Origin of the sequence: Streptomyces sp. 2131.1 (assembly GCF_900105515.1) — a bacterium.
Classification (GTDB): domain Bacteria; phylum Actinomycetota; class Actinomycetes; order Streptomycetales; family Streptomycetaceae; genus Streptomyces; species Streptomyces drozdowiczii.
Genome location: NZ_FNSY01000001.1, coordinates 1,246,151 through 1,271,138, shown reverse-complemented (window position 1 = coordinate 1,271,138; position 24,988 = coordinate 1,246,151). Strand labels below are relative to the sequence as shown.

Genomic DNA, 24,988 nt, shown 5'->3' with positions numbered 1-24,988 from the left:
CCCCTATGACAGGCCGGCGAACAGGGAGGCCACCCAGGCCAGTTGCTCCCGCTGCTGGTACTCCGCGCCACCCTCGTGCCCGTTGAACGGGTAGACCCGCACGTCCTTGGGCCCGGCGTATCCGTTGTACGCGGTGAAGCAGGTGGAGGGCGGGCAGGTGTCGTCCATCATCGCGATGGAGAACAGCGCGGGGGCCGTCGCCCGGGTGGCGAGCAGTGCGGCGTCGAAGTACGCGAGGGTGGCGAAGACCGACTCGGTGCGGTCGCGGTACAGCTTGAGGTACTCGGCGATCTCGGTGTACGGCGGACGCCCCGCGATCTCGGCGCCCCGGCGGACATTGCACAGGAACGGCACGTCCGGCATGACCCCGGCGAGCCCCGGCACCAGTCCGGCGACGGCCAGGGACATGCCGCCGCCCTGACTGATTCCGGTCACCACGACGCGGTCCGGGTCGATCTCCGGGTGTTCGCGCACCGCGTCCACGCAGCGCACCGCATCGGCGAACAGCCGCCGGTAGTAGTACGTTTCGGGGCTCTCGATGCCCCGGGTCAGGAAGCCGGGCACCACGCCCGACGCCCCGCCGTCCGGATCGGCGGTGGCGCCGCCGGCGGCCGACCAGCCCTGCCCCCGGGTGTCCATCAGCAGGTGGGCGTGACCGGCCGAGGCCCACAGCAGGTTCTCGTGGGCCAGGCCCCGGCCGCGCCCGTAGCCCAGGAACTCCACCACACAGCCCAGGGGTTCGGCCGCCCCGGCCGGCATCCGCAGCCAGCCGCGCACCGGCTGCCCGGCGAAGCCCGGGACCGTCACGTCGTAGGTGCGGACCTGGGCGAGCCCGGTGGTCACCTCGGCGAACACGGGCTTGCCGGACGCGTCCGAGCGCGCCTCGTCCAGGGTCCGGGACCAGAAGGCGTCGAAGTCCGCGGGGACGGGCAGCGGCGGCAGATAGGCGCGGCATTCGTCGAGTGAGAGGTCCGTCAACGGCATGGAGGTGCCCTCCTGGGGGCGCGGCGGGGGAAGTGCCCGGGGCGTGGTCATCGACATCAGATGCATGACGTCAGATGTCCTGTCGGCACACGGACCCTAGGCACCGCCCCCGGCGGCCGTCAAGGGTCGTTCCGGGAGTCCGCCCGGGGCGCCCGCCCCTGGGCCCCGCCGGCCGCCGAAGCGCTGCCGGACCGCCGGGCGCGGCGCCTCAGCGCCGGGAGCGGGCCTCCGCGATCCGGCGGCGCACGGGCGCGTAGTGCTCGCCGAGCGCCTTCATGAACCCGGTGATGTCACCGGCCCGGGCGGCGTCCACGATGTTCTGATGGGCGGTGATGGTCTCCGTCTCGTCGGCCTGCGTGAACCCGTCCAGGTGCGGCGCGACGATCGTGTAGACGTCCCAGAAGGCCATCGAGAGCTGGCCGATCAGCTCGTTGCCCAGCGGGGCCACGAGGAGGGCGTGGAAGGCGCGGTCGGCGTCGACGAAACCGTGCCCCTCCCGGGCCCCCGTCTCGCGCATGGTCGCCACCAGGGCGTCCAGTGCGTCCAGCTGCTCCGTGCTGAGCTGCGAGACGATGCGGTCGGCCATCCCGCGCTCGAAGAGCTCGCGCACGTCGACCAGGTCCGCCATGACCTGGAAGTCGTCGTCGGGGGAGAGCAGTCCGCGGAAGGTCAGGCTCTCCACGAGCGCGGACAGGCTCAGCCGGCCGACGTAGGTCCCGTGCCCGTGGCGGACCTCGACGATGTCCAGCGCGTCGAGGATCTTGACGGCCTCGCGGACGCTGGAGCGGCTGGCGCCGAGCGCCTCGCACAGGGCGGGCTCGGTGGGCAGCGGGTCCCCGGGGCGGAGCCGTTCTTCGAGGATGTACCGCTTGATGCCGTCCACGACTTCCTGCCGGAGCAGCTGCCGGCCGGGTTTCGTTCCGGACATATGTGAACTCCCCACCTCTTGACCCCTCTCGATTGTCAAGCTACGTTCCCACGCTATCAAGGCATCAGACATCTGACGTCTGATGCTTCAGGTATCGCGGCCCCCCGTGAACCTGCGCCAGCCCCCTTCCTGTCCACGACGCCCCACCTCAAATCCCTGGAGGACCCGTGCCCGAGCTGAGAGCAGCCGGTGTCGAGCGCCGCACCTTCCTGCGTTACACCAGCGCCGTCGGCGCCGCCGCCGCCATCACGGCCGGCCTGTCCGCGTGCGGCGGACCGTCCTCGACCGCCAACGGCTCGACGGACAAGGGCAGCGGCAGCGACCTCATCGAGGCCGGTCTGTCCTACCCGCTGTCGACCGGCTTCGACCCGATGATCACCTCGGGCGCGACCCCGTACGCCGCTAATATGCACATCTTCGAGGGCCTGGTGGATCTCGATCCGGCAACGCTCGTGGCACGGCCCGCTCTCGCCACCGAGATGCCGAAGAAGATCAACGCCACCACGTACCGCGCCACGCTCCGCGCCGGCGCGACCTTCCACGACGGCTCTCCGGTCACCGCCGACGACGTGGTGTTCAGCTTCGAACGCATCCTGGACCCGAAGAACGCCTCCCTGATGGCCCAGTTCGTGCCCTTCATCGACACCGTCAAGGCCGTCGACAAGGGCACGGTCGAGTTCAAGCTGAAGTACCCCTTCGCGCTCTTCCCTTCGCGCGTCTCGGTCGCCCGGATCGTGCCGAAGAAGATCGTCGAGGCGGACGTCAAGGGCTTCGACGCCAAGCCCGTCGGTTCGGGCCCGTACAAGTTCGTCTCGGCGACCCGCGAAGACAAGATCGTCTTCGAGAAGTTCGAGAAGTACAACGGCTCGCACCCGGCCAAGGCCAAGAAGATGATCTGGCGCCTGATATCGGACCAGTCGGCCCGGGTCAGCGCCATGCAGTCGGGTCGCGTCCAGGCCATCGAGGACGTCCCGTACATCGACGTGAAGGGGCTCTCGGGCTCGGCGAAGACCGAGTCCGTGCAGTCCTTCGGCCTGCTCTTCCTGATGTTCAACACCGCCGACAAGCGGTTCGCCGACAAGCGGGTCCGCCAGGCCCTGCACTACGCGCTGGACACCGAGAAGATCATCAAGACCGCCATGGTCGGCAACGCGTCGGCCGCCACGGGCTACGTCCCCGAGACGCACCCCGACTACCTGAAGGCCGCCACCGTCTATACGCACGACGTGGCCAAGGCGAAGAAGCTGCTCGCCGAAGCGGGGGTCGCGAACCTCAAGTTCACCGTCCTGACCGTGGACACGGGCTGGGTCAAGGACATCGCACCCCTCCTCAAGGAGAGCTGGGAGGCCGCAGGAGTCGAGGTCACCCTCAACATCGCCCAGTCCCCGGCCCAGTACGCCAAGATCGACAAGGGCGACTTCGAGGTCCTCGTCGCCCCCGGCGACCCCTCGGTCTTCGGCAACGACGCCGACCTGCTGCTGCGCTGGTTCTACTACGGCTTCTGGCCCGAGAGCCGCTACGGCTGGGGCAAGTCCGCCGCGTACAAGAAGGTGAAGCAGACCCTCGACAAGGCCGCCCAGACCTCCGACGAGGCCAAGCGCAAGGAGCTGTGGGGCCAGGTCACCGACCTCGTCGCCGACGAGGCCGCCCTCTACCCGGTCCTGCACCGCAAGCTGCCCACCGCCTGGAACGAGAAGGCGCTCCCCGGCTTCAAGCCCCTGCCCACCACGGGCCTGTCCTTCCTGGACGTCAGCCGCGCCTGAGGGCACGCCGGCCCCCGCCCCAAAGCCCCGGTCCGGGACACGTACACCCCGCTCGGTGTCCCGGACCGGACCGCCCAACCGCAAGGAACCCGACGATGGTTGCTTTTCTCCGGCTCGCGCTGCGCCGCGTCGCGATGATGCCGGTGATGATCCTCGGCATCGCGCTGCTCGTCTTCGTGGTGCTGCAGTTCTCGCCGGTCGACCCGGCCTTCAACGCGCTCGGGGAGAGCGCCACACCCGAGGCCCGCGCGGCCTTCGCCGAGGCCAACGGCCTCAACGACCCACTGCCCGTCCGCTACTTCCACTTCCTGGGGCAGCTCCTCGGCCTGGACCTCGGCATGACGGTCCCGCCCAGCCAGCCCGTCGCGGACCGCATCACCGCCGCGTTCCCGCTCACCCTCCAGCTCACGATCCTCGGCCTGATCGTCGCGGTCGTCCTCGCGGTCGTCGCCGGCGTCCTCGGCGCCATGTACCGCGACCGCTGGCCCGACCAGCTCTTCCGGGTGCTGTCCATGGCCGGCGTCGCCATCCCCTCGTTCTGGCTCGGCGTCCTGCTCATCCAGCAGTTCGCGCTGAACTCCCCGGTCTTCCCGACCGGCGGCTACACCAACCCCGCCGACTCCTTCGGCGGCTGGCTGCGCTCCATGGCCCTGCCCGCCCTCTCGCTCGCCGTCCCCGTCGCCGCGTCCCTCGCCCGGCTCGTACGGACCTCGATGGTCGCCGAACTCGACCGCGACTACGTCCGCACCGCCCGCGGCAACGGCCTGCCCGTCCTCCTGGTGATCCGCTCGGTGCTGCGCAACGCACTCGTCACCCCGCTCACCGTGCTCGGCGTCAAGGTCGGCTACCTGCTCAGCGGCGCCGTCGTCATCGAAGCGATCTTCGACCTGCCCGGCATGGGCAAGCTCATCCTCGAAGGTGTCACGGGCGGCGACGTCGCCCTGGTCCAGGGCACCGTACTGACCATCGCCATCGCGTTCCTGGTGGTCAACGTCATCGTCGACCTGCTCTACCTGCTGGTCAACCCGCGCATCAGGACGGTCTGACATGTTTGCCACCAGCCGGCTGACCACCAAGCTCTCCCGCTCCGGCATCGCGTTCCGCGCGCTCCCGGTCACCTCGCGCATCGCGCTCGGCGTGCTGCTCGTCGTCATCCTGGGCGCGGTCCTCGCACCGCTGCTCACCCAGAACCCCCTGACCACCGGGACCCCGGTCCAGGCACCGAACGCCGACCACTGGTTCGGCACCGACCGGGCCGGCCGCGACGTCTTCGCCCGCGTCGTCCACGGCTCCCGCTACTCGCTGGTCATCGGCCTCGGCGCGACCGCCGTCGCCCTGGTCGCCGGGTCCCTGCTCGGGGCGCTCGCCGCCACCTCGCGCAAACTCGGCGACGAGTCCGTGATGCGCACGCTCGACGTGGTGATGTCGTTCCCCCCGATCGCGCTGGCCGCCGTTCTCGTCGCGGTCTTCGGGACCAGCATCCCCGTCATCATCTTCACCATCGCCTTCGTCTACACCCCCTCGCTCGCCCGCGTCGTCCGCGCCAACGTGCTGTCCCAGTACGGTGAGGACTACGTCGCCGCCGAGAAGGTCATCGGCGCCCGGCGCGGTTACATCGTGCTGCGGCACGTCGCCGTCAACTGCATGGCCCCGGTCATGGTGTTCGCCACCGTCATGGTCGCCGAGGCGATCATCTTCGAGGCCAGCCTCTCCTTCATCGGCGCCGGAGTGCAGGACCCCGACCCCAGCTGGGGCAGCGTCCTCGCCTACGGCCGGCAGATCCTGCTCGCCGGCGGCTGGTGGGCCACCTTCTTCCCCGGCCTCGCCCTGCTGGTCACCGTGCTCGCCCTCAACATCCTCTCCGAGGGCCTCACCGACGCCTCCGCCGCACCGAAGGCGGCCCGCGCCGCCGTCCCCTCCGACGCCACCACCGTCCCCGACCCCGTCGAGGCCCGCTCCACCGTGGACATCGACGCCGCCCTCACCAAGCTCGCCCGGCGCGTCAACGCCCAGGAACCCGCCATCACCCCGGTCCCCGAGGACGCCGCCGAACTCCTCGTCGTACGCGACCTCGCGATCCGCTTCCCCGACCGCTACGGCACCACGCCGGTCGTCGACTCGCTCTCCTTCACCGTCCACGAGGGCGAGACCCTGGGCCTCGTCGGCGAATCCGGCTGCGGCAAGTCCATCACCAGCCTCGCCGTCATGGGCCTCCTCGCCCGCAACGCCGAGGTCAGCGGCGAGATCCTGTACCGCGGCCGCAACCTCCTGGAGCTCCCGCCCAAGGAGCGCCGCGCCCTGATGGGCCCCGAGATCGCGATGGTCTACCAGGACGCGCTCTCCTCGCTAAACCCCTCCGTACTCGTCGGCACCCAGCTGAAGCAGCTCACCTCGCGCGGCGGTACGAAGACCCCGGCCGAACTCCTCGAACTGGTCGGCCTCTCACCCGAACGCACCCTGCGCAGCTACCCCCACGAGCTCTCCGGCGGCCAGCGCCAGCGCGTCCTGATCGCCATGGCCCTCTCCCGCAGCCCCCGCCTGCTCATCGCGGACGAGCCGACCACCGCCCTCGACGTCACCGTCCAGGCCCAGGTCGTCGAACTCCTCGTACGACTGCGCGAGGAACTCGGCTTCGCCATGGTGCTCGTCTCGCACGACCTCGCCCTCGTCGGCGACCTCTCGCACCGCGTCGCGGTCATGTACGCCGGGCGCCTCGCCGAGATCGGCGGAACCCGCTCCGTTCTCACCGCCCCCACCCACCACTACAGCCGCGGCCTGCTCGGCTCGGTCGTCTCGCTGGAGGCCGGCGCCGACCGGCTGCACCAGATCCGCGGCGTCGTCCCCGCCCCCCAGGGCTTCGGTCCCGGCTGCCGCTTCGCCTCGCGCTGCGGCGCCGCCACCGAACTGTGCCGCACCACCACCCCGGCACTCACCGCGCGTGCCGCCGCGCAGGACCACGGCTTCGCCTGCCACCACCCCGCCAAGACCGCACAGCTGGAAGGGAGCGCCCTGTGATCAGGCTCGACGGCGTCCACGTACGCCACAAGGCACGCAGCGGGGGCGTCTTCCGCCGCGACGCCGTCCACGCCCTCACCGATGCGAACCTGGAGGTGAAGCGCGGCGAGATCGTCGGCCTCGTCGGCGAGTCCGGCTGCGGCAAATCCACGCTCGCCCGGGTCCTGACCGGCCTCCAGAAGCCCACCGAGGGCACGGTCGCCTTCCACGGCCGCGACCTCTGGGAGATGACGGGGGCCCAGCGCCGCCAGGACTTCGGCTCCGCCGTCGGCGTCGTCTTCCAGGACCCGTCCACCGCGCTCAACCCCCGCCTCACGGTCGAGCAGATCCTGCGCGACCCGCTCGACGTGCACCGCCGCGGCACCCGTGAGGCACGCACCGCCCGCGTCGCCGAACTCCTCGACCTGGTCGGTCTGCCCGGCCACACCCTGGCCGCGCTGCCCGGACAGCTCTCCGGCGGCCAGCGCCAGCGCGTGGCCATCGCCCGCGCCCTGGCTTTGGAACCGGAACTGATCGTCGCCGACGAGCCCACCTCCGCGCTCGACGTCTCGGTCCGCGCCCAGGTTCTCAACCTCCTGGTGGACCTGCGCGAACGCCTCGGGCTCGGCATGGTGTTCATCTCGCACGACATCCAGACCGTGCGCTACCTCGCGGACCGCATCGCCGTCCTCTACCTCGGCCGCATCGTCGAGGAGGGCCGCGCCGCCGACGTCGCCGGCGCCCCCTCGCACCCGTACACCGAGGCACTGCTCTCCGCGACGCCCAGCCTGCTGGAGAACACCGAGCGCATCGTGCTCACCGGCCCCGTCCCCTCGGCGACCAACCCGCCGGCCGGCTGCCCCTTCCGTACCCGCTGCTGGAAGGCGGACGACGCCTGCGCCACCGTCTTCCCGGTCCGCACCGAGGGACCGGACGGGCACCGCTTCCACTGCGTCCACCCCCAGACCGACCCGACCCCCGTACCGTCCGCAAGGAGCACCGCATGACCGCCCGAACCCCCCGCTACACGGGAGTGATCCCGCCCGTCGTCACCCCGCTCACCGCGGACGGCGAGCTCGACCTCCCCTCCCTGGAGCGGGTCGTGGGCCATCTGGTCGACGGCGGTGTCACCGGTCTCTTCGCCCTCGGCAGCTCCGGCGAGACCGCCTACCTCACCCCGGGGCAGCAGGACCGGGTCATCGAGGCGGTCGTCGCCGCGGCGGGCGGACAGGTGCCGGTCCTCGTCGGTGCGATCGAGACCACCACCAACCGGGCGATCGAGCGCGCCCGCCGCGCCGCCGAGCTGGGTGCCGACGCCGTCGTCGTGACCGCGCCGTTCTACACGCGCACCGACGCCACGGAGATCGACCGCCACTTCCGGGACGTCGCCGCCGCCCTCGACCTGCCGGTGCTGGCGTACGACGTGCCGGTCTGCGTCCACAGCAAGCTCGATCCGGAGCTGCTGATGCCGCTCGCCGCCGACGGGGTGCTGGGCGGGGTGAAGGACTCCAGCGGCGACGACGGCTCGTTCCGCCGGCTGGCCATCGGCGCCCGCGAGCTGCCGGAGTTCTCCGTGCTCACCGGCCACGAACTGGTGGTCGACGCGATGATGCTCGGCGGCGCCGACGGCTCGGTGCCCGGACTCGGCAACGTCGACCCGCACGGATACGTACGCCTGCACGAAGCCGCGGTGCGCGGCGACTGGACCGCCGCCCGGGCCGAACAGGACCGGCTGGTCGCGCTCTTCGACATCATCCGGGCGGCCCGGCCCGGCACGGCGTCCGCCACGGCGGCCGGGCTGGGCGCGTTCAAGACCGCGCTGATGCTGCGCGGTGTCATCTCCACCAACGTGATGAGCCCGCCGATGCGCCGGCTCGACGCGGAGGAGACGGCGGCGGTCGCCGCCTGCCTGGAGCGCGCGGGGCTCGGCACGGTCTGACGGGTACGCGGCACCGGACACCGGAAACAAAAGGTCCGGCCGGACAGCTCAGGGCTGTCGGGCCGGACCTTTTCGTGCTCGGGGGAGCGTCAGATCACTTCTTCGCGGCGCGGGCGCGGCGCATCAGCAGGCCGCCACCGAGGACCATCGCGGCGCTGGCGCCACCGGCGATGCCCAGGTTCTCGTTGGCACCGGTGTGCGCCATCTGCGGCGGCTTGTGGTGCTTGGGCGGGGTGTGGTGCCAGCCCGTGTGGGTCGGCGGGTTGTGCGTGGGCGGGTTGTGGGTCGGCGGGTTGTGCGTGGGAGGGGTGTGCGTCGGCGGGTTGTGGTGGTGGCTGGGCGGGCAGTCGTCGTTGTGGTGGTGCACCGGCGGCTTGTGGGGCTTCGGCGGCTTCGGGTGGTGCGGCTTCGGCGGGTTGTGGCTCGGCGGGCAGTCGTCGTCGTGGTGGTGCACCGGCGGCTTGTGGGGCTTCGGCGGCTTCGGGTGGTGCGGCTTCGGCGGGTTGTGCTCGTTGCCGCAGTTGCAGTCGTGGTCGTGGTGACCCTTCGGCGGCTTGTGGTGCGGGGGCTTGTGGTGGTGCTCCTCGGTGGGCGGGTTGCCCTCGTCACCGCCACCGTTCTGGCACTTGTTGCCGGCGGCCGGGTTCAGCAGGCCGACCACGTTGATGCTGTTGCCGCAGACGTTGACCGGGATGTCGACCGGCGCCTGGACCACGTTGCCCGAGAGCACACCGGGGGAGCCGGCGGCCACGCCCTGGGCGCTGGCGCCCTGCGAGCCGCCGTTGTCCGAGCCGCCGCCCTTGTTCTCGCACTCGTTGCCGAATGCGGGGTTGAGTGCGCCGACCACGTTGACCGTGTTGCCGCACACGTTGACGGGCACGTGCACCGGGACCTGCACGACGTTGCCCGAAGCGACGCCGGGCGAGCCGACGGCCGCACCGTCGGCCGTGGCATCGGCGAAGGCATAGCCGCCGGAGGCGGTCAGGATGCCTGACGCCGCCGCCATGACGAGCATGCTTTTACTCAAGGCTTTTCGCATTGGAGCCCTTCCTTGGGTCATTTCTTGCGGACGCGCGGCCCGCAGTTCGTTCATCAGGCGGTGCAGCAGCCGTCGGACCTGCCCGGGTGCGGGACAGCCCTTCGGGCGGAGCGGCTTGACGACACCCATAACGACATCCTCGTGCGCGAGAAACGTGAAGCCGGTGAATTTTCTGTGATCGCGCGGCGAGGCTACGAGTGAACGTTTCGTCTCTCGATTTCCGACAGTATGACTCGATCACTTTCGTACGGACGTCCGTGTCTTCCCGGCATTCGAGTGAATGGTGATAACCAAACGCCGGCCCGGCAGTTGTTCAGGGCGCTCCGGTTACGGGGCATCCAGTACGAGAAGGGTTCATCGTGATCAAGAAGGTCCTGGCTACGGGTGCCGTTGCCGCCTCCATCCTCGGGCTCGGCGCCGCGCAGGCGATGGCCATCGGCAACGATGGCGGGACGACCTCGGTCAACGGCAACGGTGCCTCGCAGTCGTTCGGCAACGCCGTGACCAAGGGCGACGGCAGCCCCCAGTTCGACCTGGTCCAGGGCTCGCTGAACAAGCCCTGCGTCGCCCTGCCGGTCAAGGCGAACGTCGGTTCGCTCATCGGCCTCGTGCCGATTACGGTCCAGGACGTCAACGTCCTGTCCAACCCGCAGAACCAGCAGTGCACCGAGAACTCCACCCAGGCCAAGGGCGACGAGCCGCTGTCGCACATCCTGGACGGCATCCCGGTCCTCTCGGGCAACGGCGCCGGCAACAGCTGATCCGGCCGTCCGGGCCCGGGTCGCAGGCGTTCCTCCTCCGTGCGGCCCGGGCCCGGCGCTGCCCTCCCCGTGTGTACCCGCCCCTACCTCGCACGTTCCGGGCGGGAACACGGCCGGGTGACTCGAACTGCGTCATTCGGGCGGTATTCCACGCATCAGCTCGCTGAGCGGTTTCGCATACCGTCTCAAATCGTTACGAATGAAAGCGGCGGAGTTACGAGCGATCAGGTCCGCGCTCGTGCGGCACGAAAGCCGTGACCGCTCCGGACTCCGCCGAAGAAAGGGTTTCAAGTGAAGTACACGAAGATCGCCGCCGTCGCCGCCGGTACGCTCATGGCCGTGGGTGCCGCCGCCCCCGCGTTCGCCGACTCGGGCGCCGAGGGTGCCGCTGTCGCCTCCCCGGGCGTCATCTCCGGCAACACCATCCAGGTTCCGGTTCACATCCCGGTCAACGTCTGTGGCAACACCATCGACGTCATCGGCCTGCTGAACCCGGCCTTCGGCAACGCCTGCGTCAACGACTGATTCGGTCGCGCCGAATTCTCTCGGCCGAAAGCCCCGGACCACGCTCCACGCGGTCCGGGGCTTTCCCGTGCGCGGCCGCAATTCCCAGCCCATCGGTAATCGTCACGCCCGCGATGAAAAAGGATCGGTTCCCCCAGTTGCCCCGTCCCGGCCGGGTCGTTAGGCAAGGGGAAAGCGGCGGAAGTCACGGCCAGAGAAGGCTCGTGCGGCGCGGGTACGCGACCGAGTGAACCGCCGCCGGAGAAGGGAACCCGAAAGTGAAGTACGCGAAGTCCGCCGCACTCGTCGCCGGTTCCGTGGTCGCACTCGGCACGGCTGCTCCCGCCTTCGCCGTCACCACCCCCACGGCCCCCAGCTTCAGCCTCGACGGAGGCATCAACCAGGTGACGGCGGCCGCCCCGCAGGCGGTCGACCCGGTCCTCGACACCGTGAGCGGCGCCGCCGACAACCTGCACGAGAACGGCACCGTCACCAAGATCGCCGGTCAGACCACCGGAGCGGTGAAGGACGCGGCCCCCCTCCTCGGCGGCCTGCCGCTCGGCCGCTGACCGGACCCCGACGACGTGGCGCGCGCACGTTCGACCGCGCCCGACTTCCGGTCGCCCGCGCACCTTTCGAGTGACGTGCCACAACCATTCCCGCGACGCCGAGTTGATCAGTGCGCTCGGCACCGGCGGGCAATCAGAGAAATACCAGAAGGGCAGTTTCATGATCAAGAAGATGATGGCCTCGGCAGCCGTCGCCGCATCGATCGTCGGCGTCTCCGCCGCGGTCGCCCCGTCGGCCATGGCCATCGGCAACGACCAGGGCACCACCACCGTCAACGGCAACGGTGCCATGCAGGCGTACGGAAACTCCGCCACCCACGGTGACTGGAGCCCGCAGTTCGCGCTCATCCAGGGCTCGCTCAACAAGCCCTGCATCGCCCTGCCGGCCAAGGCCAACGTCGGTTCGCTGCTCGGCGTCGTGCCGATCTCGGTCCAGGACATCAACGTCCTGTCCTCGCCGCAGAACCAGCAGTGCACCGAGAACTCCACCCAGGCCAAGGGCGACGAGGCCCTGTCGCACATCCTGGACGACATCCCGATCCTCTCGGGCAACGGTGTCGCCAACGACTGACGGGGTCTGACACACGGGCGGTCCAGCCGGCCGCCCAGTCCTTCCTGACGCACCCGTGGGGCCGGTACGTCCGCGGCAGCCGAACACCGGCCGCCCCGGACCGCCGGCCCCATGTGCGTACCCGGACCCGAGCGGCCCGGCGGTCGTCCGTACGGGCGGCACGCTGGGCCGCTTGCCGTAGCGGGGGACGCCGGTTCCCGCCGCAACGGGTAGGGCCCCCTCATGGACCAGCACCACAGCCGGCACCCGCAGAGCACCACCCCGATCTACGACCGGCTCCTCGCCGAGTGGCAGGCCGCACGCGCCGCCCCCGCCCCGGAGCCCTCCCGCGTGGGCGGCCTCGTGCCCGCGGCGCGCACCTCGGACGAGGCGGCCGGCCGGGGCTGACGCGGCCCGCCCGTCGAACTCATGCCGGACGCAACCCATATGGGTGGATCGGCGGAACCGAAAGCTCCGCCCGGGGTTGATCAGTACGTTCCAGAACGGAACGCTCCGAAAGGTGAAGCGTGATGAAGAAGATGATGGCCGGCGCGGCAGTGGCCGTGTCCCTGGTCGGCCTGTCGGCCGCCGCGGCCCCCTCGGCCATGGCGATCGGTAACGACGGGGGCACCACCTCGGTCAACGGGAACGGTGCCGCCAGCTCGTACGGCAACGCCGTGACCGAGGGCGACGGCAGCCCGCAGGCCCAGCTCATCCAGGGCTCGCTCAACGACCTGTGCGTGGGCGCCCCGGTCAAGGCCAACGTCGGTTCGCTGGTGGGCCTGCTCGTGCCCGTCACGGTCCAGGACATCAACGTCCTGTCCAACCCGCAGAACCAGCAGTGCGCCGACAACTCCACTCAGGCGAAGGGCGACGAGCCCCTGTCGCACCTGGTGGACGACATCCCGGTCCTCTCCGGAAACGGCGTCGGCAACAACTGATTCCGTACCCCGCCCGCGGCGGGCGGCCCGATTCCGGGCGGTCCGCCGCGCGTCGTCCGTCCTGTGCGACGTGTGCGTGTACGGCATGACGGAGGCCCACCACCCTCGCGGGTGGTGGGCCTCTTCCGTGGGGCGGGTCAGCCGAGACCGCGCACCGGCAGTACGCAGTGGGCCGAGGTCGCGATGACGTCCGGGTCACCGGCGAACGCGCGCAGCTCCGCCTCACCGATCGGGAGACCGGGCGCGCCCTGCGGCCACGGGCGGGTGGCGAACATCGCGTGCACCTCGCCCAGGTCGTTCGCCGCCGCCAGCCACTCGGGCGGCACCGGGTACTGCGCGGTGAAGTGAGGCAGGGTCAGGACGGCCTGGCCGGCCTGGACGAGGAGCTTCACGGGGAGCCCGGGCGTCTCGTCGGAACGCACCGGGGCACCGCCGACGGCGAGGCCGCTGCGCTGGAGCGCCAGACGCATGGCGTGCTCGCCGGCCGCCGGTCCGTCCGATCCGTCGCCCAGCGAATAGGCAAGCAGAAAGGCCGCGTCGCGCCCGCTCTGCCGGTACTCACCGCTCCAGCCGATCAGGATGAGGGTGCCCAACTGGGCCTGGGTGAACGAGCCGTTGGCTGTCTGGGGGGAGGTCATGTGCGGCACCCTAACCGTCCGCGACCGGTCCAACTCCATGCGTATCACCCGATCGGGGGACGACTGGAGACAACCCGGCCCGCGTGCATTAATCCGTTGAGCTTCCCGAGTGCCTGGCGCTATCGTGTGCGGCGAGACGGACGGCGGATGGCCGCCGGTTCCGGACCCGGACGAATGCGGAGGTGAGGACATTGACGACGGTCGTCGCGATGGGCGCTGCCCACAAGTCGAAGTTCCTCTGTGTCACCTCCGTGGCCACCGGCTGACCTCTTCAGACCTCCGCGCCGATGCGCGCGACGCCGGGGCCACCCTGTGAAGGGTTTCCCTTGTCTTTCCCGTCTTTCCCCTCTTCTCTCTCCTCCTCGCACCCGCTCGCCGCCTACGGCTGGGACGACGACTGGGCCGCCGAGTTCGCCCCGTACGCCGCGCAGGGACTGGTGCCCGGCCGCGTGGTGCGCGTGGACCGCGGGCGCTGCGACATCGTCACGCCCGAGGGCACCGTCTGGGCGGACACCGCCTTCGTCGTGCCGCGCGACCCGATGCGGATCATCTGCACGGGCGACTGGGCCGCCGTCGACCCGGGCGGCGACCCGCGTTTCGTCCGTACGCTGCTGCCGCGGCGCACCGCCTTCGTCCGCTCCACCTCGTCCAAGCGCTCCGAGGGCCAGGTGCTCGCCACCAACGTGGACCACATCGCCATCTGCGTCTCGCTGGCCGTGGAACTTGACCTCGGCCGGGTCGAGCGCTTCCTCGCCCTGGCCATGTCCAGCGCCGGCGGCGACGCGCTGCTCGGCGACGCCGCCGGGGCGGGGGAGCGGACGGCCGAACCCCTCGTCGTCCTCACCAAAGCCGACCTGGTCCCGGACGCGGCCACCCTCTCCCACCTCGTCGAGGACATCGAGCGCATCGCGCCCGGCGTCCAGGTGCTGCCGGTCAGCTCCGCCACCGGCGAGGGCGTCGACGTGTTCTCCGCGATCGTCTCGGGCGGTACGAGCGTGCTCCTCGGAGTCTCCGGCGCCGGCAAGTCCACCCTCGCCAACACGCTGCTCGGCCAGGACGTGATGGAGGTGCAGGCGGCCCGCGACGTGGACGGCAAGGGCCGGCACACCACGACCACCCGCAACCTGCTCGTCCTGCCCACGGGCGGGGTCCTCATCGACACCCCCGGGCTGCGCGGGGTCGGCCTCTGGGACGCCGGGGTCGGGGTCGGCCAGGTCTTCTCGGAGATCGAGGAACTGGCAGAGGAGTGCCGGTTCCACGACTGCGCCCACGAGGCGGAGCCCGGCTGCGCCGTGCGGGCCGCGATCGAGGACGGCACCCTGCCCGAGCGCCGCTTCGACAGCTACCTCAAGCTCCTGCGCGAGAACCAGCGCATCGTCGCCAAGACCGACGCCCGGGTCCGGGCCGAGATCCGGCGCGACTGGAAGCGCAAGGGCGCCGAGGGCCGGGCCGCGATGGAGGCCAAGCGCGGCCGGATCCGGTAGCCGACGCGCCCCTGGTCGACGTCCGAAAACCGCGAGTGAGGGGCCCCTGCGGGGCGCACACTGGACGGTGTGATGGACGAAGAGACCAGGTACGAGGCGGTGAGCAGCCGCGACGCCCGTTTCGACGGCGAGTTCTTCTTCGCCGTCGAGACGACCGGCATCTACTGCCGGCCGAGCTGCCCCGCCGTCACCCCGAAGCGGAAGAACGTCCGCTTCTACCCGACCGCGGCGGCCGCCCAGGGCAACGGCTTCCGGGCCTGCCGCCGCTGCCGCCCGGACGCCGTCCCCGGCTCCGCCGAGTGGAACGTCCGGGCGGACGTCGTCGGGCGAGCCATGCGCATGATCGGCGACGGCGTGGTGGACCGGGAGGGCGTCCCCGGGCTCGCCCACCGGCTCGGCTACAGCTCCCGCCAGGTGCAGCGCCAGCTCACCGCGGAACTCGGCGCCGGACCCGTCGCCCTGGCCCGCGCCCAGCGCGCCCACACCGCCCGGGTCCTCCTCCAGACCACCGCCCTGCCCGTCACCGAGATCGCCTTCGCGGCCGGGTTCGGCAGTCTGCGGCAGTTCAACGACACGGTCCGGCAGATCTACGCCCGCACGCCGAGCGCCCTGCGCGCCGAGGCCGGAACAGGACTGGGCGCCGCGGTCCGCGAGGCCCGCACCACCGGCATCCCGCTCCGGCTCGCCCACCGGGGACCGTACGCGGCCCGGGACGTCTTCGACCTGCTCGCCGCCGGTACGGTCGCCCGGGTCGAGGAGGTCAGTGGGGAGCCCGGCCGCCGCACGTACCGGCGCACGCTGCGCCTCCCGTACGGCACCGGCGTCGCCGCCGTGGACGAGCGGTCCACCGGGCGCTGGCTGGAGGCCCGCATCCACCTCACCGATCTGCGCGACCTGACCACGGCGGTGCAGCGGCTGCGCCGCCTCTTCGACCTGGACGCCGACCCGTACGCCGTCGACGAACTGCTGGCCGCCGATCCGCGGCTCGCCCCGGACGTCGCGGCCCGGCCGGGGGTGCGCTCGCCGGGCGCGGCGGACGCGGAGGAGTTCGCCGTACGGGCGCTGGTGGGCGACCCCGCGGCAGGGGAGCTCGTCGAGGCGTACGGCAAGGTGCTGGACGTGCCGTGCGGCGGGCTGACCCATGTCTTCCCCGAGCCGGCCGTGCTCGCCGAAGCGGCCGCCGACCCGGCTCTGCGGGCGCTCGCGACGGCGCTCGCCGACGGCACCGTGCGGCTGGACGCGGGCGCCGACCGGGACGAGGCCGAGCAGGCGCTGCGCCGGCTGCCCGGCATCGGCCCCGCCACCGCCGCCCTGATCCGGACGCGGGCCCTGGGCGACCCGGACACGGACCCGTACGGGATGCCGGGCGCCGCCCACTGGCGCCCGTGGCGCTCGTACGGGGTGCGCAGGGCACGGGCTCAGCCCCAGACCAGCGCACCCAGCCACGCGCCCGTGACCAGCAGGCACGCGAACAGCTCGCCGAGCACCGAGTAGCCGGTCGCCCGCATCACGGAGCGGACCGAGGCCCAGCCCGCGCCCCGGCTGCCGAGGCGCAGCCGCTCCGCCCCGTAGATCACCCCGACGTACCCGGCGACCGCCCCGACGACGGGCACGACGAAGAAGCCGGCGATCGCACCGAGGCCGCCCAGCAGCAGTGTCCGGCGCGGGGCCCCCGACTCGCGGGGCCGGCGCGGCGGCAGGAGCGGTTTGAGCGCCTGGTTCAGCAGGAGCAGCGCCGTGGCACCGATCAGCACCCCCCAGGCGGCCGGGGTCATGTCGGTGAGCGCCCACCACAGGACGGCGGCCCAGACGATCGCCTGCCCCGGCACGCCCGGCACCAGGACACCGATCAGCCCGAGCAGCATGACCAGGCCGACGGCGACGAGCTGCCACACACTCATCTGCCCAGCGTGCCGGAATCCGACGGGCCCCGCCCGTTCGCACTCCGGGCCGGACGGCCGTCGGCGCAGCTCAGAGGTGGTTACGCCGGCGGGCGCGGGCGGGGTTCGCGGGCCACCCAGCCCCGTTCGTAGGCATGCCAGCCGAGCTGGAGCCGGGTGGAGACCCCGGTGAGCTCCATCAGGCCCTTGACCCGGCGCTGTACGGTCCGCAGCCCCACGTCCAGCTGCTTGGCGACGCTCGCGTCGGTCAGCCCGGCCAGCAGCAGCGAGAGGATCTCCAGGTCCGTCGGGTCCGGGCCGCCCGGCTCCTCCAGAACCGCGCCGCTCTCCCCGAGCCGCAGCGGCATCGCCTCGCGCCACACCGCCTCGAAGAGCCCGGTCAGCGACTCCAGCAGGCCCGAGCCGTGCACGACCAGAGCGGCGGGCTCGGCGCCCCGGCCGGTCAGCGGAACCATCGCCAGCGCCCTGTCGGCGATCACCAGCTTCGTGGGGACCCGCTCGACGACCCGGCAGTGCTCGTTGCGGCTGAGCGCGGCCGAGAGCTCCATGATCCCGGACTCCAGGCCCAGCACCTCGCGCTCGATGACCACGCGGAACGACACCCCGCGCGTCGCGGCCTCCTCCTCCGACTCGTTCTCCAGGCCGCTGACCGCGATCGGCTTGCCGGTGACGAGCGCGCACACCTCGCTCGTCGCCCCCAGCTGGAGCTGGTGGAAGCGGTGGGCGACCGCGCTCGCCCCGGTGACGACCTCGACCAGGTCGTGGACGGCCGGTTCGGCGGCGTCCGCCCGGTACTCCTCGGCCAGCAGCACCGCCGCCAGCTCGGCCTGCTCCAGCTGGTGGCGCTGCTGGGTGAGCAGGGCCCCGAGCGCGACTCCGGGCGGCGCGGCGACCCAGCGGCCGGTGCGGGCGGAGGACTGGGCGGCCAGGCCGTGCTGTTCCAGCCGGCGCAGGGCGCGCTCGGTGTCCCGTTCGGGAAGGGCCAGCCGGTGCGAGAGATCGGACAGTTCGGCGGCCCCCAGCGCCACGAGCGCGCGGTAGGCCGACTCCTGCCTCTCATCGAGACCTATGGCTCCCAGCATCCCCGACCCCTCCCCGAGCTGTGCGTACGCGTGCCGGCGCATCCGCCGTGGCGAAAAGTCGCCACGGCGTAATCTCGCCACGGCACATCATCGCCGTACCGTGCGCCACTCTGCCAATGTGTCGGCACAGCCCGCACCGGCCACCGCGCCGACGCGGGCTCACCGACCGGTCCGCCGGGCGTCCTTCCCGTGGGGGGTGGGGTCGCCCGGCGGACCCATTTTCCGGATGCCCGTTTTCGTACGCCCCCGGCGGTCGACAATAAGGACATGAGTCAGCAGGGGGAGAAACCGGCGGCCCACGAGGACGACTGGTGGCGCAGGCTGTACGACGATCCCGCCCCGGACACGGGGGCGACCCAGGCCGCCGACAGTCTGGACGACCGCTTCGACTCGGCGTCCGGAACGGTGGCGTCCGAGACGGACGGGGTGCACGGGGTTCAGGTACCGGAGGCGCGGGAGCCGTGGGAGGCGCGGGAGGCGCCACCAGGTGCCGACACCCGGACGGCGGATGCGGAGCCGGAGGCGTCGCCGGCCGACGCCCCCGCCGGGCCGGGGGCCGAGGCCCGCGATCCGTGGGAACCGCAGGCGGATGCCGGGCCGGACGCCGCGCCCGGCGCCGCTGGGCGCGCCTGGTGGGAATCGGAGCCACCGGACACCGCGCCTCGCGCCGGTGCGCGTGACGCGTGGGAGCCGGCCGCAGGCGGTGCGCGTGGCTCGGAGGAGGCTGGTGTTCGCGCGCCGGGGGCGTCGGCCGGTGCCGTGTCGGGGGCTCCGTGGGGGAGGGCGCCCGGCGCGGCGGTCCCCGCGCCCTGGGAGCCGGTGACCGGGCCGGTGCAGCCGCGTACGTTTCCGGGGCCGCCGGCTCCCGAGCCTCCGCCGCCGGACCCCGAGCCGCCCGCCCCCGCCGATCCGCGTCTCGACGGCGCGGCTCCGGACGCGCCCCCGCTGCCCAGGCGGCCCGTCACCGGGCGGCCGGGCGCGGAAGAACAGGGGCCCGGCGAGGAGCGGCCCATGGCCGCCCCCGCGCCCCGGCCGCCGGTCGCCCATGTGGGGACCCGGCCGCCCACCTACGACGCCGAGCCCACGGCGCTGCCCGCCACCGACCCGTACGAGCTCGACCGCCTCGTCCCGGACACCGTGCTGGACGGCGCCACCTACGGGACGTACACCCTGCGCGCCGCTTCGGTACGCGGGGACTCCGCCCGGTTCCGGGGCGAGCCGCGCCACGACGCGCTGCTGACGGCACGTTTCGGCAGCGGCGACGGCGCTCTGGTGCTGGTGGCCGTCGCGGGCGCGTCCCGGGGTGCGGAGGGGGCGCACAGCGCGTCGGCGGACGCCTGCCGCTGGATCGGCGAGGCCGTCGGACGCAGCCACGCCCGGCTCTCCGACGACATAAGGGCGGGCCGCCGCGCCGACCTCAAGTCCGGGCTGCACCGGCTCACCGACCGGGCCTTCGGCAAGCTGCGCGCCCGCGCCGCCGAACTCGGCGTCGAACCGGACGCGTACACCGCGAGCCTGCGCTGTCTGCTGCTGTCCGCGGACCCCGACTGCCGCACCCGGGTCTTCTTCGGCATCGGCGGCGGCGGACTCTTCCGGCTCCGGGACGGCAGCTGGCACGACCTCGAACCAGCGCTGCCGCCCCCTGCCGCGCTCAGCGGCGAGCCTGTGGTCGGCTTCGGTTCCACGCCGGAGAGCGGGCCCGGCGGCGACCGGCTGACCATGGACCTGGACATCGTCACCGGCCCGGCCCCGTTCGTCGAGGACCCGCTCCCGCCCCCTGCGGAACCGTTCCGCTTCCGGGCCTCCGTCGCCCGGTCGGGGGACACCCTGCTGCTGTGCGGCGCGGGTCTCGCCGACCCGCTGCGCGGGGAACCGGAACTGGCCGCCGAGCTGGCCGCGCGCTGGTCGCCGGTGGAGGCGCCGGGTCTCGGGGCGTTCCTCGCGGACACCCAGATCCGGGTGAAGGGGTACGCCGACGACCGGACGGCGGTCGCCGTCTGGGAGGCGTAACGGCGCAGGCCGTGGGTTGATGGACTCCGGACACCCGTCCGGGCCGGGGTTTGGCGCCCCGCGTCCCGGACAGCCGAACGTGCACGGAGCCCAGGCAGAGGGAGTGCGTCACCCATGGCCAAGCAGAACGTGTCGGAGCAGTTCGTCGACATCCTCGCCCGGGCGGGCGTCAAGCGCCTGTACGGCGTCGTCGGGGACAGTCTCAACCCGGTCGTCGACGCCGTGCGACGGCGCTCGGACATGGAGTGGATCCAGGTCAGGCACGAGGAGACGGCGGCGTTCGCGGCCGGCGCGGAGGCACAGATCACCGGGGACCTGGCGGCCTGCGCAGGGTCGTGCGGCCCGGGCAACCTGCACCTCATCAACGGCCTGTACGACGCCCACCGTTCGATGGCACCGGTGCTCGCGCTGGCCTCGCACATCCCGTCCAGCGAGATCGGCCTCAACTACTTCCAGGCAACCCACCCGGAGCTGCTCTTCCAGGAGTGCAGCCACTACAACGAGATGATCTCCAACCCGCAGCAGATGCCGAGGCTGCTGCAGACCGCCATCCAGCACGCGGTCGGCCAGGGCGGCGTCAGCGTCGTCACCATGCCGGGTGACATCGCCGGGCAGCCCGCGCCCGAGCGGTCCGCCGAACACGCCCTGGTCACCTCGCGGCCCACCGTGAGGCCGGGCGACGGCGAGATCGAGAAGCTCTGCCGGATGGTCGACGAGGCCAAACGGGTGACGCTGTTCTGCGGCAGCGGCACGGCGGGCGCACACGCCGAGGTGATGGAGTTCGCCGAGCGGGTGAAGGCCCCGGTGGGGCACGCCCTGCGCGGCAAGGAGTGGATCCAGTACGACAACCCGTTCGACGTCGGCATGAGCGGGCTGCTCGGCTACGGCGCCGCCTACGAGGCCACCCACGAGTGCGATCTGCTGATCCTGCTCGGCACGGACTTCCCGTACAACGCCTTCCTGCCCGACGACGTGAAGATCGTGCAGGTCGACGTGCGGCCCGAACACCTTGGCCGGCGCACCAAGTTGGACCTGGCCGTCTGGGGCGATGTGCGCGAGACGCTGCGCTGCCTCACGCCCCGGGTGAAGGCGAAGAGCGACCGCAAGTTCCTCGACCGGATGCTCAAGAAGCACGCCGACGCGCTGGAGGGTGTGGTCAAGGCGTACACCCGCAAGGTCGAGAAGCACGTCCCGATCCACCCCGAGTACGTGGCCTCGGTGCTGGACGAGATCGCCGACGACGACGCGGTGTTCACCGTCGACACCGGCATGTGCAACGTCTGGGCGGCCCGCTATCTGACGCCCAACGGCAAGCGGCGGGTGATCGGTTCGTTCAGCCACGGCTCGATGGCCAACGCGCTGCCGCAGGCCATCGGAGCACAGTTCACCGACCGCAACCGGCAGGTCGTCTCGATGTCGGGCGACGGCGGGTTCACCATGCTGATGGGCGACTTCCTGACCCTGGTGCAGTACAACCTGCCGGTCAAGGTCGTCCTGTTCAACAACTCCTCGCTGGGCATGGTCGAACTGGAGATGCTGGTCGGCGGGCTGCCGTCGTTCGGGACGACCTACAAGAACCCGGACTTCGCCGCCGTGGCGCGCGCGTCGGGGGCGTACGGCGTCCGCGTCGAGAAGCCCAAGGAGCTGGCGAGCGCCCTCAAGGACGCGTTCAAGCACAAGGGCCCCGCGCTCGTCGACGTGGTCACCGACCCCAACGCGCTCTCCATCCCGCCGAAGATCAGCGCGGACATGGTGACCGGCTTCGCCCTGTCCGCCAGCAAGATCGTGCTCGACGGCGGAGTGGGCCGGATGCTCCAGATGGCCCGCTCCAACCTCCGCAACGTGCCGCGTCCTTGAGCCGGATGCTCGTCTGACATCACGTCATAAGCGCTCCTTCGGCGTCCCCTTGGCACCCTCAGAGCCATGTGACATATTACTGGCGTGTTCACGAGACAGCCTCTGGATGTTGTCGTCGTCGGAGCCGGTGTCGTCGGCGCCGCCTGCGCGTACTACGCCACCCGGTCCGGGCTCTCGGTCGCGGTGGTGGACGGCGGGCCGGTCGCCGGCGGCACCACGGGGGCGGGGGAGGGGAACCTCCTGGTCTCCGACAAGCCGCCCGGACCGGAACTCGACCTGGCGCTGCTCTCCGCCTCCCTCTGGCGCGAGCTGTCCGAAGTCCTGCCCAGGGCGGTCGAGTACGAGCAGAAGGGCGGCCTGGTCGTCGCGGCGGACGGAGCATCCCTCGCCACCCTGACCGCGACCGCCGCCGGTCAGTCCGCGTCAGGGGTACGCACCACCGCCGTCGCCCCGGACGAACTGCCCGACCTGGAACCGCACCTGGCCCCCGGCCTGACGGGCGGTGTCCTCTACCCCGAGGACGCGCAGGTCCAACCCGCCCTCGCGGCAGCCCACTTGATCCGAGCCGCCCGGGACGCCGGGGCGAGCCCGCACCTCGGCGAGCCGGTCACCGCCGTGCTCACCGGCCCCACGGGCGCGGTGCGCGGCGTCCGCACCCCGGCGGGCGACCTGCTCGCCCCGGCCGTGGTCAACGCGACGGGCGTAGGCGGCGGGGAGTTCGCCGCGCTCGCCGGGGTGGAGCTGCCCGTCCTGCCCCGGCGCGGGTTCGTCCTCGTCACCGAACCGCTGCCGCCGCTGATCCGGCACAAGGTGTACGCCGCCGAGTACGTGGCCGACGTCTCCAGCGCGTCGGCCGCCCTCCAGACGTCACCGGTCGTGGAGGGCACCCCCGCCGGGCCCGTCCTCATCGGCGCCAGCCGCGAACGCGTCGGCTTCGACCGCACCCTGTCCGTGCCGGTGATCAGCAGGCTGGCCGACGCGGCGGCCGCGCTGTTCCCGGTCCTCGGCAGCGCACGGGTGATGCGCGCCTACCACGGCTTCCGCCCGTACCTGCCCGACCATCTTCCCGCCATCGGCCCGGACCGCCGGGTCTCCGGCCTCTTCCACGCCTGCGGCCACGAGGGCGCGGGCATCGGCCTGGCTCCGGCGACGGCGGCCCTGGTCACGGCGGCGATCCGGGGCGAACAACCGCCGCTGGACGCCGAGCCGTTCAGGCCGGACCGCTTCGGGGCGGGCACCGGGCAGCAACCCCGCCAGCACCCCGCCCGCCCCACGAGACAGGAGCCCAGGTGAGACGAGTACGCCGACGCGACCCCGCACGTACGCCGGCCGCCCTGGCCGGTGCCGAGCCCGGACCCGGGTTCGAGTTCACCTTCGACGGGCACCCGGTGCGCGCGCTGCCGGGGCAGAGCATCGCGGCCGCGCTGTGGGCCGCCTCCGTCCTCAGCTGGCGCACCACGCGGGTGGGCAGCCGGCCCAGGGGGGCGTTCTGCGGGATCGGCTCCTGCTTCGAGTGCCTGGCCATGGTCAACGGCCGGCCCAATCTGCGCGCCTGCCTGCTGCCCGCCCGCCCCGGCGACGCCGTCACGACCCAGGAGGGGAACGGACATGCCGTCTGACCACGGGGACGTCGCCGTGGTGGGCGCGGGGCCCGCCGGGCTCGCCGCAGCCGTCACCGCCGCCGACGCCGGGCTCGACGTGCTGCTCGTCGACGCGGCCGACGCCCCCGGCGGTCAGTACTACCGCGCGCCCGCCCCCGGCCTCGGTGCCATCCGCCCGGAGGCCCTGCACCACGGCTGGTCCACCTTCACCGCGCTCACCGCCCGCCTCGCCCGGCACCGCGACGCCGGGCGCCTGCGCCACCTCACCGGCCACCAGGTCTGGGCGGCGACGCGGACCGGCGATGACCGCGTCCTGCACGCGCTCACCGGACCCGACGGCCGCGAAGGCGTCACCCTGCGCGCCCGCCGCCTCGTCCTCGCGACCGGGGCCGTCGAGCGCCAACTGCCCTTCCCCGGCTGGACGCTGCCCGGCGTGGTCGGCGCGGCCGGGGCGCAGGCCATGCTCAAGTCCGGGCTCGTGCTGCCCGGACGGCGCGTCGTCGTCGCCGGGAGCGGGCCGCTGCTCCAGGCGGTCGCCCTCACCCTGGCCCGCGCCGGGGCGCAGGTGCCCGCGCTGGTCGAGGCCGCCGGCTACCGGGCGTACGGCCGCGCACCCCTGATCCTGGCCGCGAACCCGGACCGCCTCGCCGAGGGCGCACGCCACCGGGCCGGGCTGGCCCGGTTCGGGGTGCGGATGCTCACGCACCGAGCCGTCACCGCCGTCCACGGCACCCAGCGCGTGGAGGGGGTCACGGTCAGCCGGCTCGACCGCGCCTGGCGGCCCGTCCCGGGGACCGGACGGCGCATCGACTGCGACGCGCTCGCCGTCGGCCACGGCCTCGTCCCGCAACTGGACCTCGCCCTCGGACTCGGCTGCGCCACCCGGACCGACGCCGACGGTTCGGCCGTGCTGCGGCTCGACGAGGACCTGCGCACCACCGTGCCCGGCGTCTGGGCCGCCGGCGAGACCGGCGGCATCGGCGGGGTACGGCTCGCCCTGGCCGAAGGGGAGTCGGCCGCGTTGTCGGTGATCGCCGACGCACGCGGCGGACGGGCCCCGGCCCGCGTGGCGGCGCTGCGCCGGCACCGGCGCCGGATGCGTGGGTTCGCCGCGCTGATGGGGGCCGTGCACCGGCCCGGACCGGGGTGGCCCGAGTGGCTCGCCCCCGACACCGAGGTCTGCCGGTGCGAGGAGGTCACCGCCGGGGCGATCCGTACCGCCGTCGACGAGCTGGGCGCCGGGGACAGCCGTACGGCCAAGCTCCTCACCCGGGCCGGTATGGGCTGGTGCCAGGGACGTACCTGCGGCTTCGCCGTCCGGACCCTCGCCGGCCCGGCGGCCGACACGCCACCCGACCGGCGCCCGCTCGCCTGCCCGGTCCCGCTCTCCACGCTCGCCCGGGCCGTCCGGTCCGAGGACGCGTGAGCCCACGTACCCGGCGC

Annotated in this window: 24 protein-coding genes; 18 read left to right on the top strand and 6 right to left on the bottom strand. The window is 72.5% G+C overall.

The features are described 5' to 3' along the window. Positions 1-3: 3 nt before the first annotated feature. Complete coding sequence (locus tag BLW14_RS05660) at positions 4-984, bottom strand: acetylxylan esterase (RefSeq protein WP_093710647.1); 981 nt, start codon at positions 982-984, stop codon at positions 4-6. Positions 985-1,192: 208 nt separating this feature from the next. Then, positions 1,193-1,912 (bottom strand): FadR/GntR family transcriptional regulator, encoded by a 720-nt coding sequence (locus tag BLW14_RS05655; RefSeq protein ID WP_093704960.1) that lies wholly within the window; start codon positions 1,910-1,912, stop codon positions 1,193-1,195. A 167-nt stretch (positions 1,913-2,079) separates the two neighbouring features. Between BLW14_RS05655 and BLW14_RS05650 the strand changes: the two genes are divergently transcribed. The 5 genes from BLW14_RS05650 to BLW14_RS05630 all read left to right on the top strand — a co-directional run bounded on the left by BLW14_RS05650 (position 2,080) and on the right by BLW14_RS05630 (position 8,608). Further along, positions 2,080-3,675 carry an ABC transporter substrate-binding protein gene (locus BLW14_RS05650; protein WP_093704958.1) on the top strand — a complete coding sequence of 532 codons (1,596 nt, stop codon included), beginning with the start codon at positions 2,080-2,082 and terminating at the stop codon, positions 3,673-3,675. A gap of 95 nt (positions 3,676-3,770) precedes the next feature. Then, the gene (locus BLW14_RS05645) at positions 3,771-4,721 is read left to right on the top strand and encodes an ABC transporter permease (RefSeq protein WP_093704956.1); all 951 of its coding nucleotides are present in this window, start codon (positions 3,771-3,773) and stop codon (positions 4,719-4,721) included. Position 4,722: 1 nt separating this feature from the next. After that, positions 4,723-6,690, top strand: coding sequence for a dipeptide/oligopeptide/nickel ABC transporter permease/ATP-binding protein (locus BLW14_RS05640; RefSeq protein ID WP_093704954.1), 1,968 nt, complete (start codon positions 4,723-4,725; stop codon positions 6,688-6,690). Then, the gene (locus BLW14_RS05635) at positions 6,687-7,676 is read left to right on the top strand and encodes an ABC transporter ATP-binding protein (protein ID WP_093704952.1); all 990 of its coding nucleotides are present in this window, start codon (positions 6,687-6,689) and stop codon (positions 7,674-7,676) included. The genes BLW14_RS05640 and BLW14_RS05635 overlap by 4 nt, the downstream gene beginning before the upstream one ends. Then, positions 7,673-8,608 carry a dihydrodipicolinate synthase family protein gene (locus tag BLW14_RS05630; RefSeq protein WP_093704950.1) on the top strand — a complete coding sequence of 312 codons (936 nt, stop codon included), beginning with the start codon at positions 7,673-7,675 and terminating at the stop codon, positions 8,606-8,608. The genes BLW14_RS05635 and BLW14_RS05630 overlap by 4 nt, the downstream gene beginning before the upstream one ends. 94 nt (positions 8,609-8,702) lie before the next feature. Here BLW14_RS05630 and BLW14_RS35605 read toward each other — a convergent pair whose 3' ends face one another. Further along, the gene (locus BLW14_RS35605; RefSeq protein ID WP_093704948.1) at positions 8,703-9,623 is read right to left on the bottom strand and encodes a chaplin; all 921 of its coding nucleotides are present in this window, start codon (positions 9,621-9,623) and stop codon (positions 8,703-8,705) included. A 383-nt stretch (positions 9,624-10,006) separates the two neighbouring features. Between BLW14_RS35605 and BLW14_RS05620 the strand changes: the two genes are divergently transcribed. The 6 genes from BLW14_RS05620 (at position 10,007) to BLW14_RS05600 (ending at position 12,972) form a co-directional block, all read left to right on the top strand. Beyond that, entirely contained in the window at positions 10,007-10,408 is a 402-nt protein-coding gene (locus tag BLW14_RS05620; RefSeq protein ID WP_018523736.1) for a rodlin, read from the top strand. A gap of 291 nt (positions 10,409-10,699) precedes the next feature. Then, positions 10,700-10,933: a chaplin gene (locus BLW14_RS05615; RefSeq protein WP_018523737.1), complete on the top strand. Its 234-nt coding sequence runs from the start codon at positions 10,700-10,702 to the stop codon at positions 10,931-10,933. Between the two features lie 257 nt (positions 10,934-11,190). After that, a complete protein-coding gene (locus tag BLW14_RS05610; protein WP_018523738.1) occupies positions 11,191-11,481 on the top strand; it encodes a hypothetical protein in 291 nt (96 codons plus the stop codon). Between the two features lie 160 nt (positions 11,482-11,641). Further along, positions 11,642-12,052: a rodlin gene (locus BLW14_RS05605; protein WP_093704946.1), complete on the top strand. Its 411-nt coding sequence runs from the start codon at positions 11,642-11,644 to the stop codon at positions 12,050-12,052. A 222-nt stretch (positions 12,053-12,274) separates the two neighbouring features. Next, entirely contained in the window at positions 12,275-12,439 is a 165-nt protein-coding gene (locus BLW14_RS34415; protein ID WP_177153902.1) for a hypothetical protein, read from the top strand. Positions 12,440-12,561: 122 nt separating this feature from the next. Continuing rightward, positions 12,562-12,972 (top strand): rodlin, encoded by a 411-nt coding sequence (locus BLW14_RS05600; protein WP_093704944.1) that lies wholly within the window; start codon positions 12,562-12,564, stop codon positions 12,970-12,972. A 137-nt stretch (positions 12,973-13,109) separates the two neighbouring features. On the opposite strand, the gene BLW14_RS05595 is transcribed toward BLW14_RS05600, so the two are convergent. Next, a complete protein-coding gene (locus BLW14_RS05595) occupies positions 13,110-13,610 on the bottom strand; it encodes a DUF5949 family protein (RefSeq protein ID WP_093704942.1) in 501 nt (166 codons plus the stop codon). A gap of 326 nt (positions 13,611-13,936) precedes the next feature. Between BLW14_RS05595 and rsgA the strand changes: the two genes are divergently transcribed. After that, on the top strand, positions 13,937-15,094 hold the full coding sequence (gene rsgA, locus BLW14_RS05590; protein WP_093704940.1) for a ribosome small subunit-dependent GTPase A: 1,158 nt from the start codon (positions 13,937-13,939) through the stop codon (positions 15,092-15,094). A gap of 72 nt (positions 15,095-15,166) precedes the next feature. Then, entirely contained in the window at positions 15,167-16,588 is a 1,422-nt protein-coding gene (locus BLW14_RS05585; RefSeq protein WP_093704938.1) for a DNA-3-methyladenine glycosylase 2 family protein, read from the top strand. Here BLW14_RS05585 and BLW14_RS05580 read toward each other — a convergent pair. Together BLW14_RS05580 and BLW14_RS05575 are read right to left on the bottom strand one after the other, a co-directional pair. Beyond that, the gene (locus BLW14_RS05580) at positions 16,513-16,995 is read right to left on the bottom strand and encodes a DUF456 domain-containing protein (protein WP_177153901.1); all 483 of its coding nucleotides are present in this window, start codon (positions 16,993-16,995) and stop codon (positions 16,513-16,515) included. The two genes, BLW14_RS05585 and BLW14_RS05580, sit on opposite strands and share 76 nt — an antisense overlap. A gap of 80 nt (positions 16,996-17,075) precedes the next feature. Beyond that, positions 17,076-18,077: a helix-turn-helix transcriptional regulator gene (locus tag BLW14_RS05575; RefSeq protein ID WP_093704934.1), complete on the bottom strand. Its 1,002-nt coding sequence runs from the start codon at positions 18,075-18,077 to the stop codon at positions 17,076-17,078. A gap of 267 nt (positions 18,078-18,344) precedes the next feature. Here BLW14_RS05575 and BLW14_RS05570 point away from each other — a divergent pair, with 267 nt between their 5' ends. From BLW14_RS05570 to BLW14_RS05550, 5 genes are all read left to right on the top strand, one after another. Beyond that, positions 18,345-20,087: a protein phosphatase 2C domain-containing protein gene (locus BLW14_RS05570; RefSeq protein ID WP_093704932.1), complete on the top strand. Its 1,743-nt coding sequence runs from the start codon at positions 18,345-18,347 to the stop codon at positions 20,085-20,087. A gap of 114 nt (positions 20,088-20,201) precedes the next feature. Next, on the top strand, positions 20,202-21,944 hold the full coding sequence (locus BLW14_RS05565) for a pyruvate dehydrogenase (protein ID WP_093704930.1): 1,743 nt from the start codon (positions 20,202-20,204) through the stop codon (positions 21,942-21,944). A gap of 84 nt (positions 21,945-22,028) precedes the next feature. Further along, positions 22,029-23,237 carry an NAD(P)/FAD-dependent oxidoreductase gene (locus BLW14_RS05560; RefSeq protein ID WP_093704928.1) on the top strand — a complete coding sequence of 403 codons (1,209 nt, stop codon included), beginning with the start codon at positions 22,029-22,031 and terminating at the stop codon, positions 23,235-23,237. Continuing rightward, positions 23,234-23,563 carry a (2Fe-2S)-binding protein gene (locus tag BLW14_RS05555; RefSeq protein ID WP_093704926.1) on the top strand — a complete coding sequence of 110 codons (330 nt, stop codon included), beginning with the start codon at positions 23,234-23,236 and terminating at the stop codon, positions 23,561-23,563. Before BLW14_RS05560 ends, BLW14_RS05555 begins: the two co-directional genes overlap by 4 nt. Beyond that, the gene (locus BLW14_RS05550; RefSeq protein ID WP_093704924.1) at positions 23,553-24,971 is read left to right on the top strand and encodes an FAD/NAD(P)-dependent oxidoreductase; all 1,419 of its coding nucleotides are present in this window, start codon (positions 23,553-23,555) and stop codon (positions 24,969-24,971) included. The genes BLW14_RS05555 and BLW14_RS05550 overlap by 11 nt, the downstream gene beginning before the upstream one ends. Positions 24,972-24,988: the final 17 nt, after the last annotated feature.

Bases quoted from the DNA above. Each gene is read 5' to 3' on its own strand.
- BLW14_RS05660 (WP_093710647.1), bottom strand. From the start codon at position 984: ATGCCGTTGACGGACCTCTCACTCGACGAATGCCGCGCCTATCTGCCG.
- BLW14_RS05655 (WP_093704960.1), bottom strand. From the start codon at position 1,912: ATGTCCGGAACGAAACCCGGCCGGCAGCTGCTCCGGCAGGAAGTCGTG.
- BLW14_RS05645 (WP_093704956.1), top strand. From the start codon at position 3,771: ATGGTTGCTTTTCTCCGGCTCGCGCTGCGCCGCGTCGCGATGATGCCG.
- BLW14_RS05640 (WP_093704954.1), top strand. From the start codon at position 4,723: ATGTTTGCCACCAGCCGGCTGACCACCAAGCTCTCCCGCTCCGGCATC.
- BLW14_RS05630 (WP_093704950.1), top strand. From the start codon at position 7,673: ATGACCGCCCGAACCCCCCGCTACACGGGAGTGATCCCGCCCGTCGTC.
- BLW14_RS35605 (WP_093704948.1), bottom strand. From the start codon at position 9,623: ATGCTCGTCATGGCGGCGGCGTCAGGCATCCTGACCGCCTCCGGCGGC.
- BLW14_RS05605 (WP_093704946.1), top strand. From the start codon at position 11,642: ATGATCAAGAAGATGATGGCCTCGGCAGCCGTCGCCGCATCGATCGTC.
- BLW14_RS34415 (WP_177153902.1), top strand. From the start codon at position 12,275: ATGGACCAGCACCACAGCCGGCACCCGCAGAGCACCACCCCGATCTAC.
- BLW14_RS05600 (WP_093704944.1), top strand. From the start codon at position 12,562: ATGAAGAAGATGATGGCCGGCGCGGCAGTGGCCGTGTCCCTGGTCGGC.
- BLW14_RS05595 (WP_093704942.1), bottom strand. From the start codon at position 13,610: ATGACCTCCCCCCAGACAGCCAACGGCTCGTTCACCCAGGCCCAGTTG.
- BLW14_RS05585 (WP_093704938.1), top strand. From the start codon at position 15,167: ATGGACGAAGAGACCAGGTACGAGGCGGTGAGCAGCCGCGACGCCCGT.
- BLW14_RS05580 (WP_177153901.1), bottom strand. From the start codon at position 16,995: ATGAGTGTGTGGCAGCTCGTCGCCGTCGGCCTGGTCATGCTGCTCGGG.
- BLW14_RS05575 (WP_093704934.1), bottom strand. From the start codon at position 18,077: ATGCTGGGAGCCATAGGTCTCGATGAGAGGCAGGAGTCGGCCTACCGC.
- BLW14_RS05570 (WP_093704932.1), top strand. From the start codon at position 18,345: ATGAGTCAGCAGGGGGAGAAACCGGCGGCCCACGAGGACGACTGGTGG.
- BLW14_RS05565 (WP_093704930.1), top strand. From the start codon at position 20,202: ATGGCCAAGCAGAACGTGTCGGAGCAGTTCGTCGACATCCTCGCCCGG.
- BLW14_RS05550 (WP_093704924.1), top strand. From the start codon at position 23,553: ATGCCGTCTGACCACGGGGACGTCGCCGTGGTGGGCGCGGGGCCCGCC.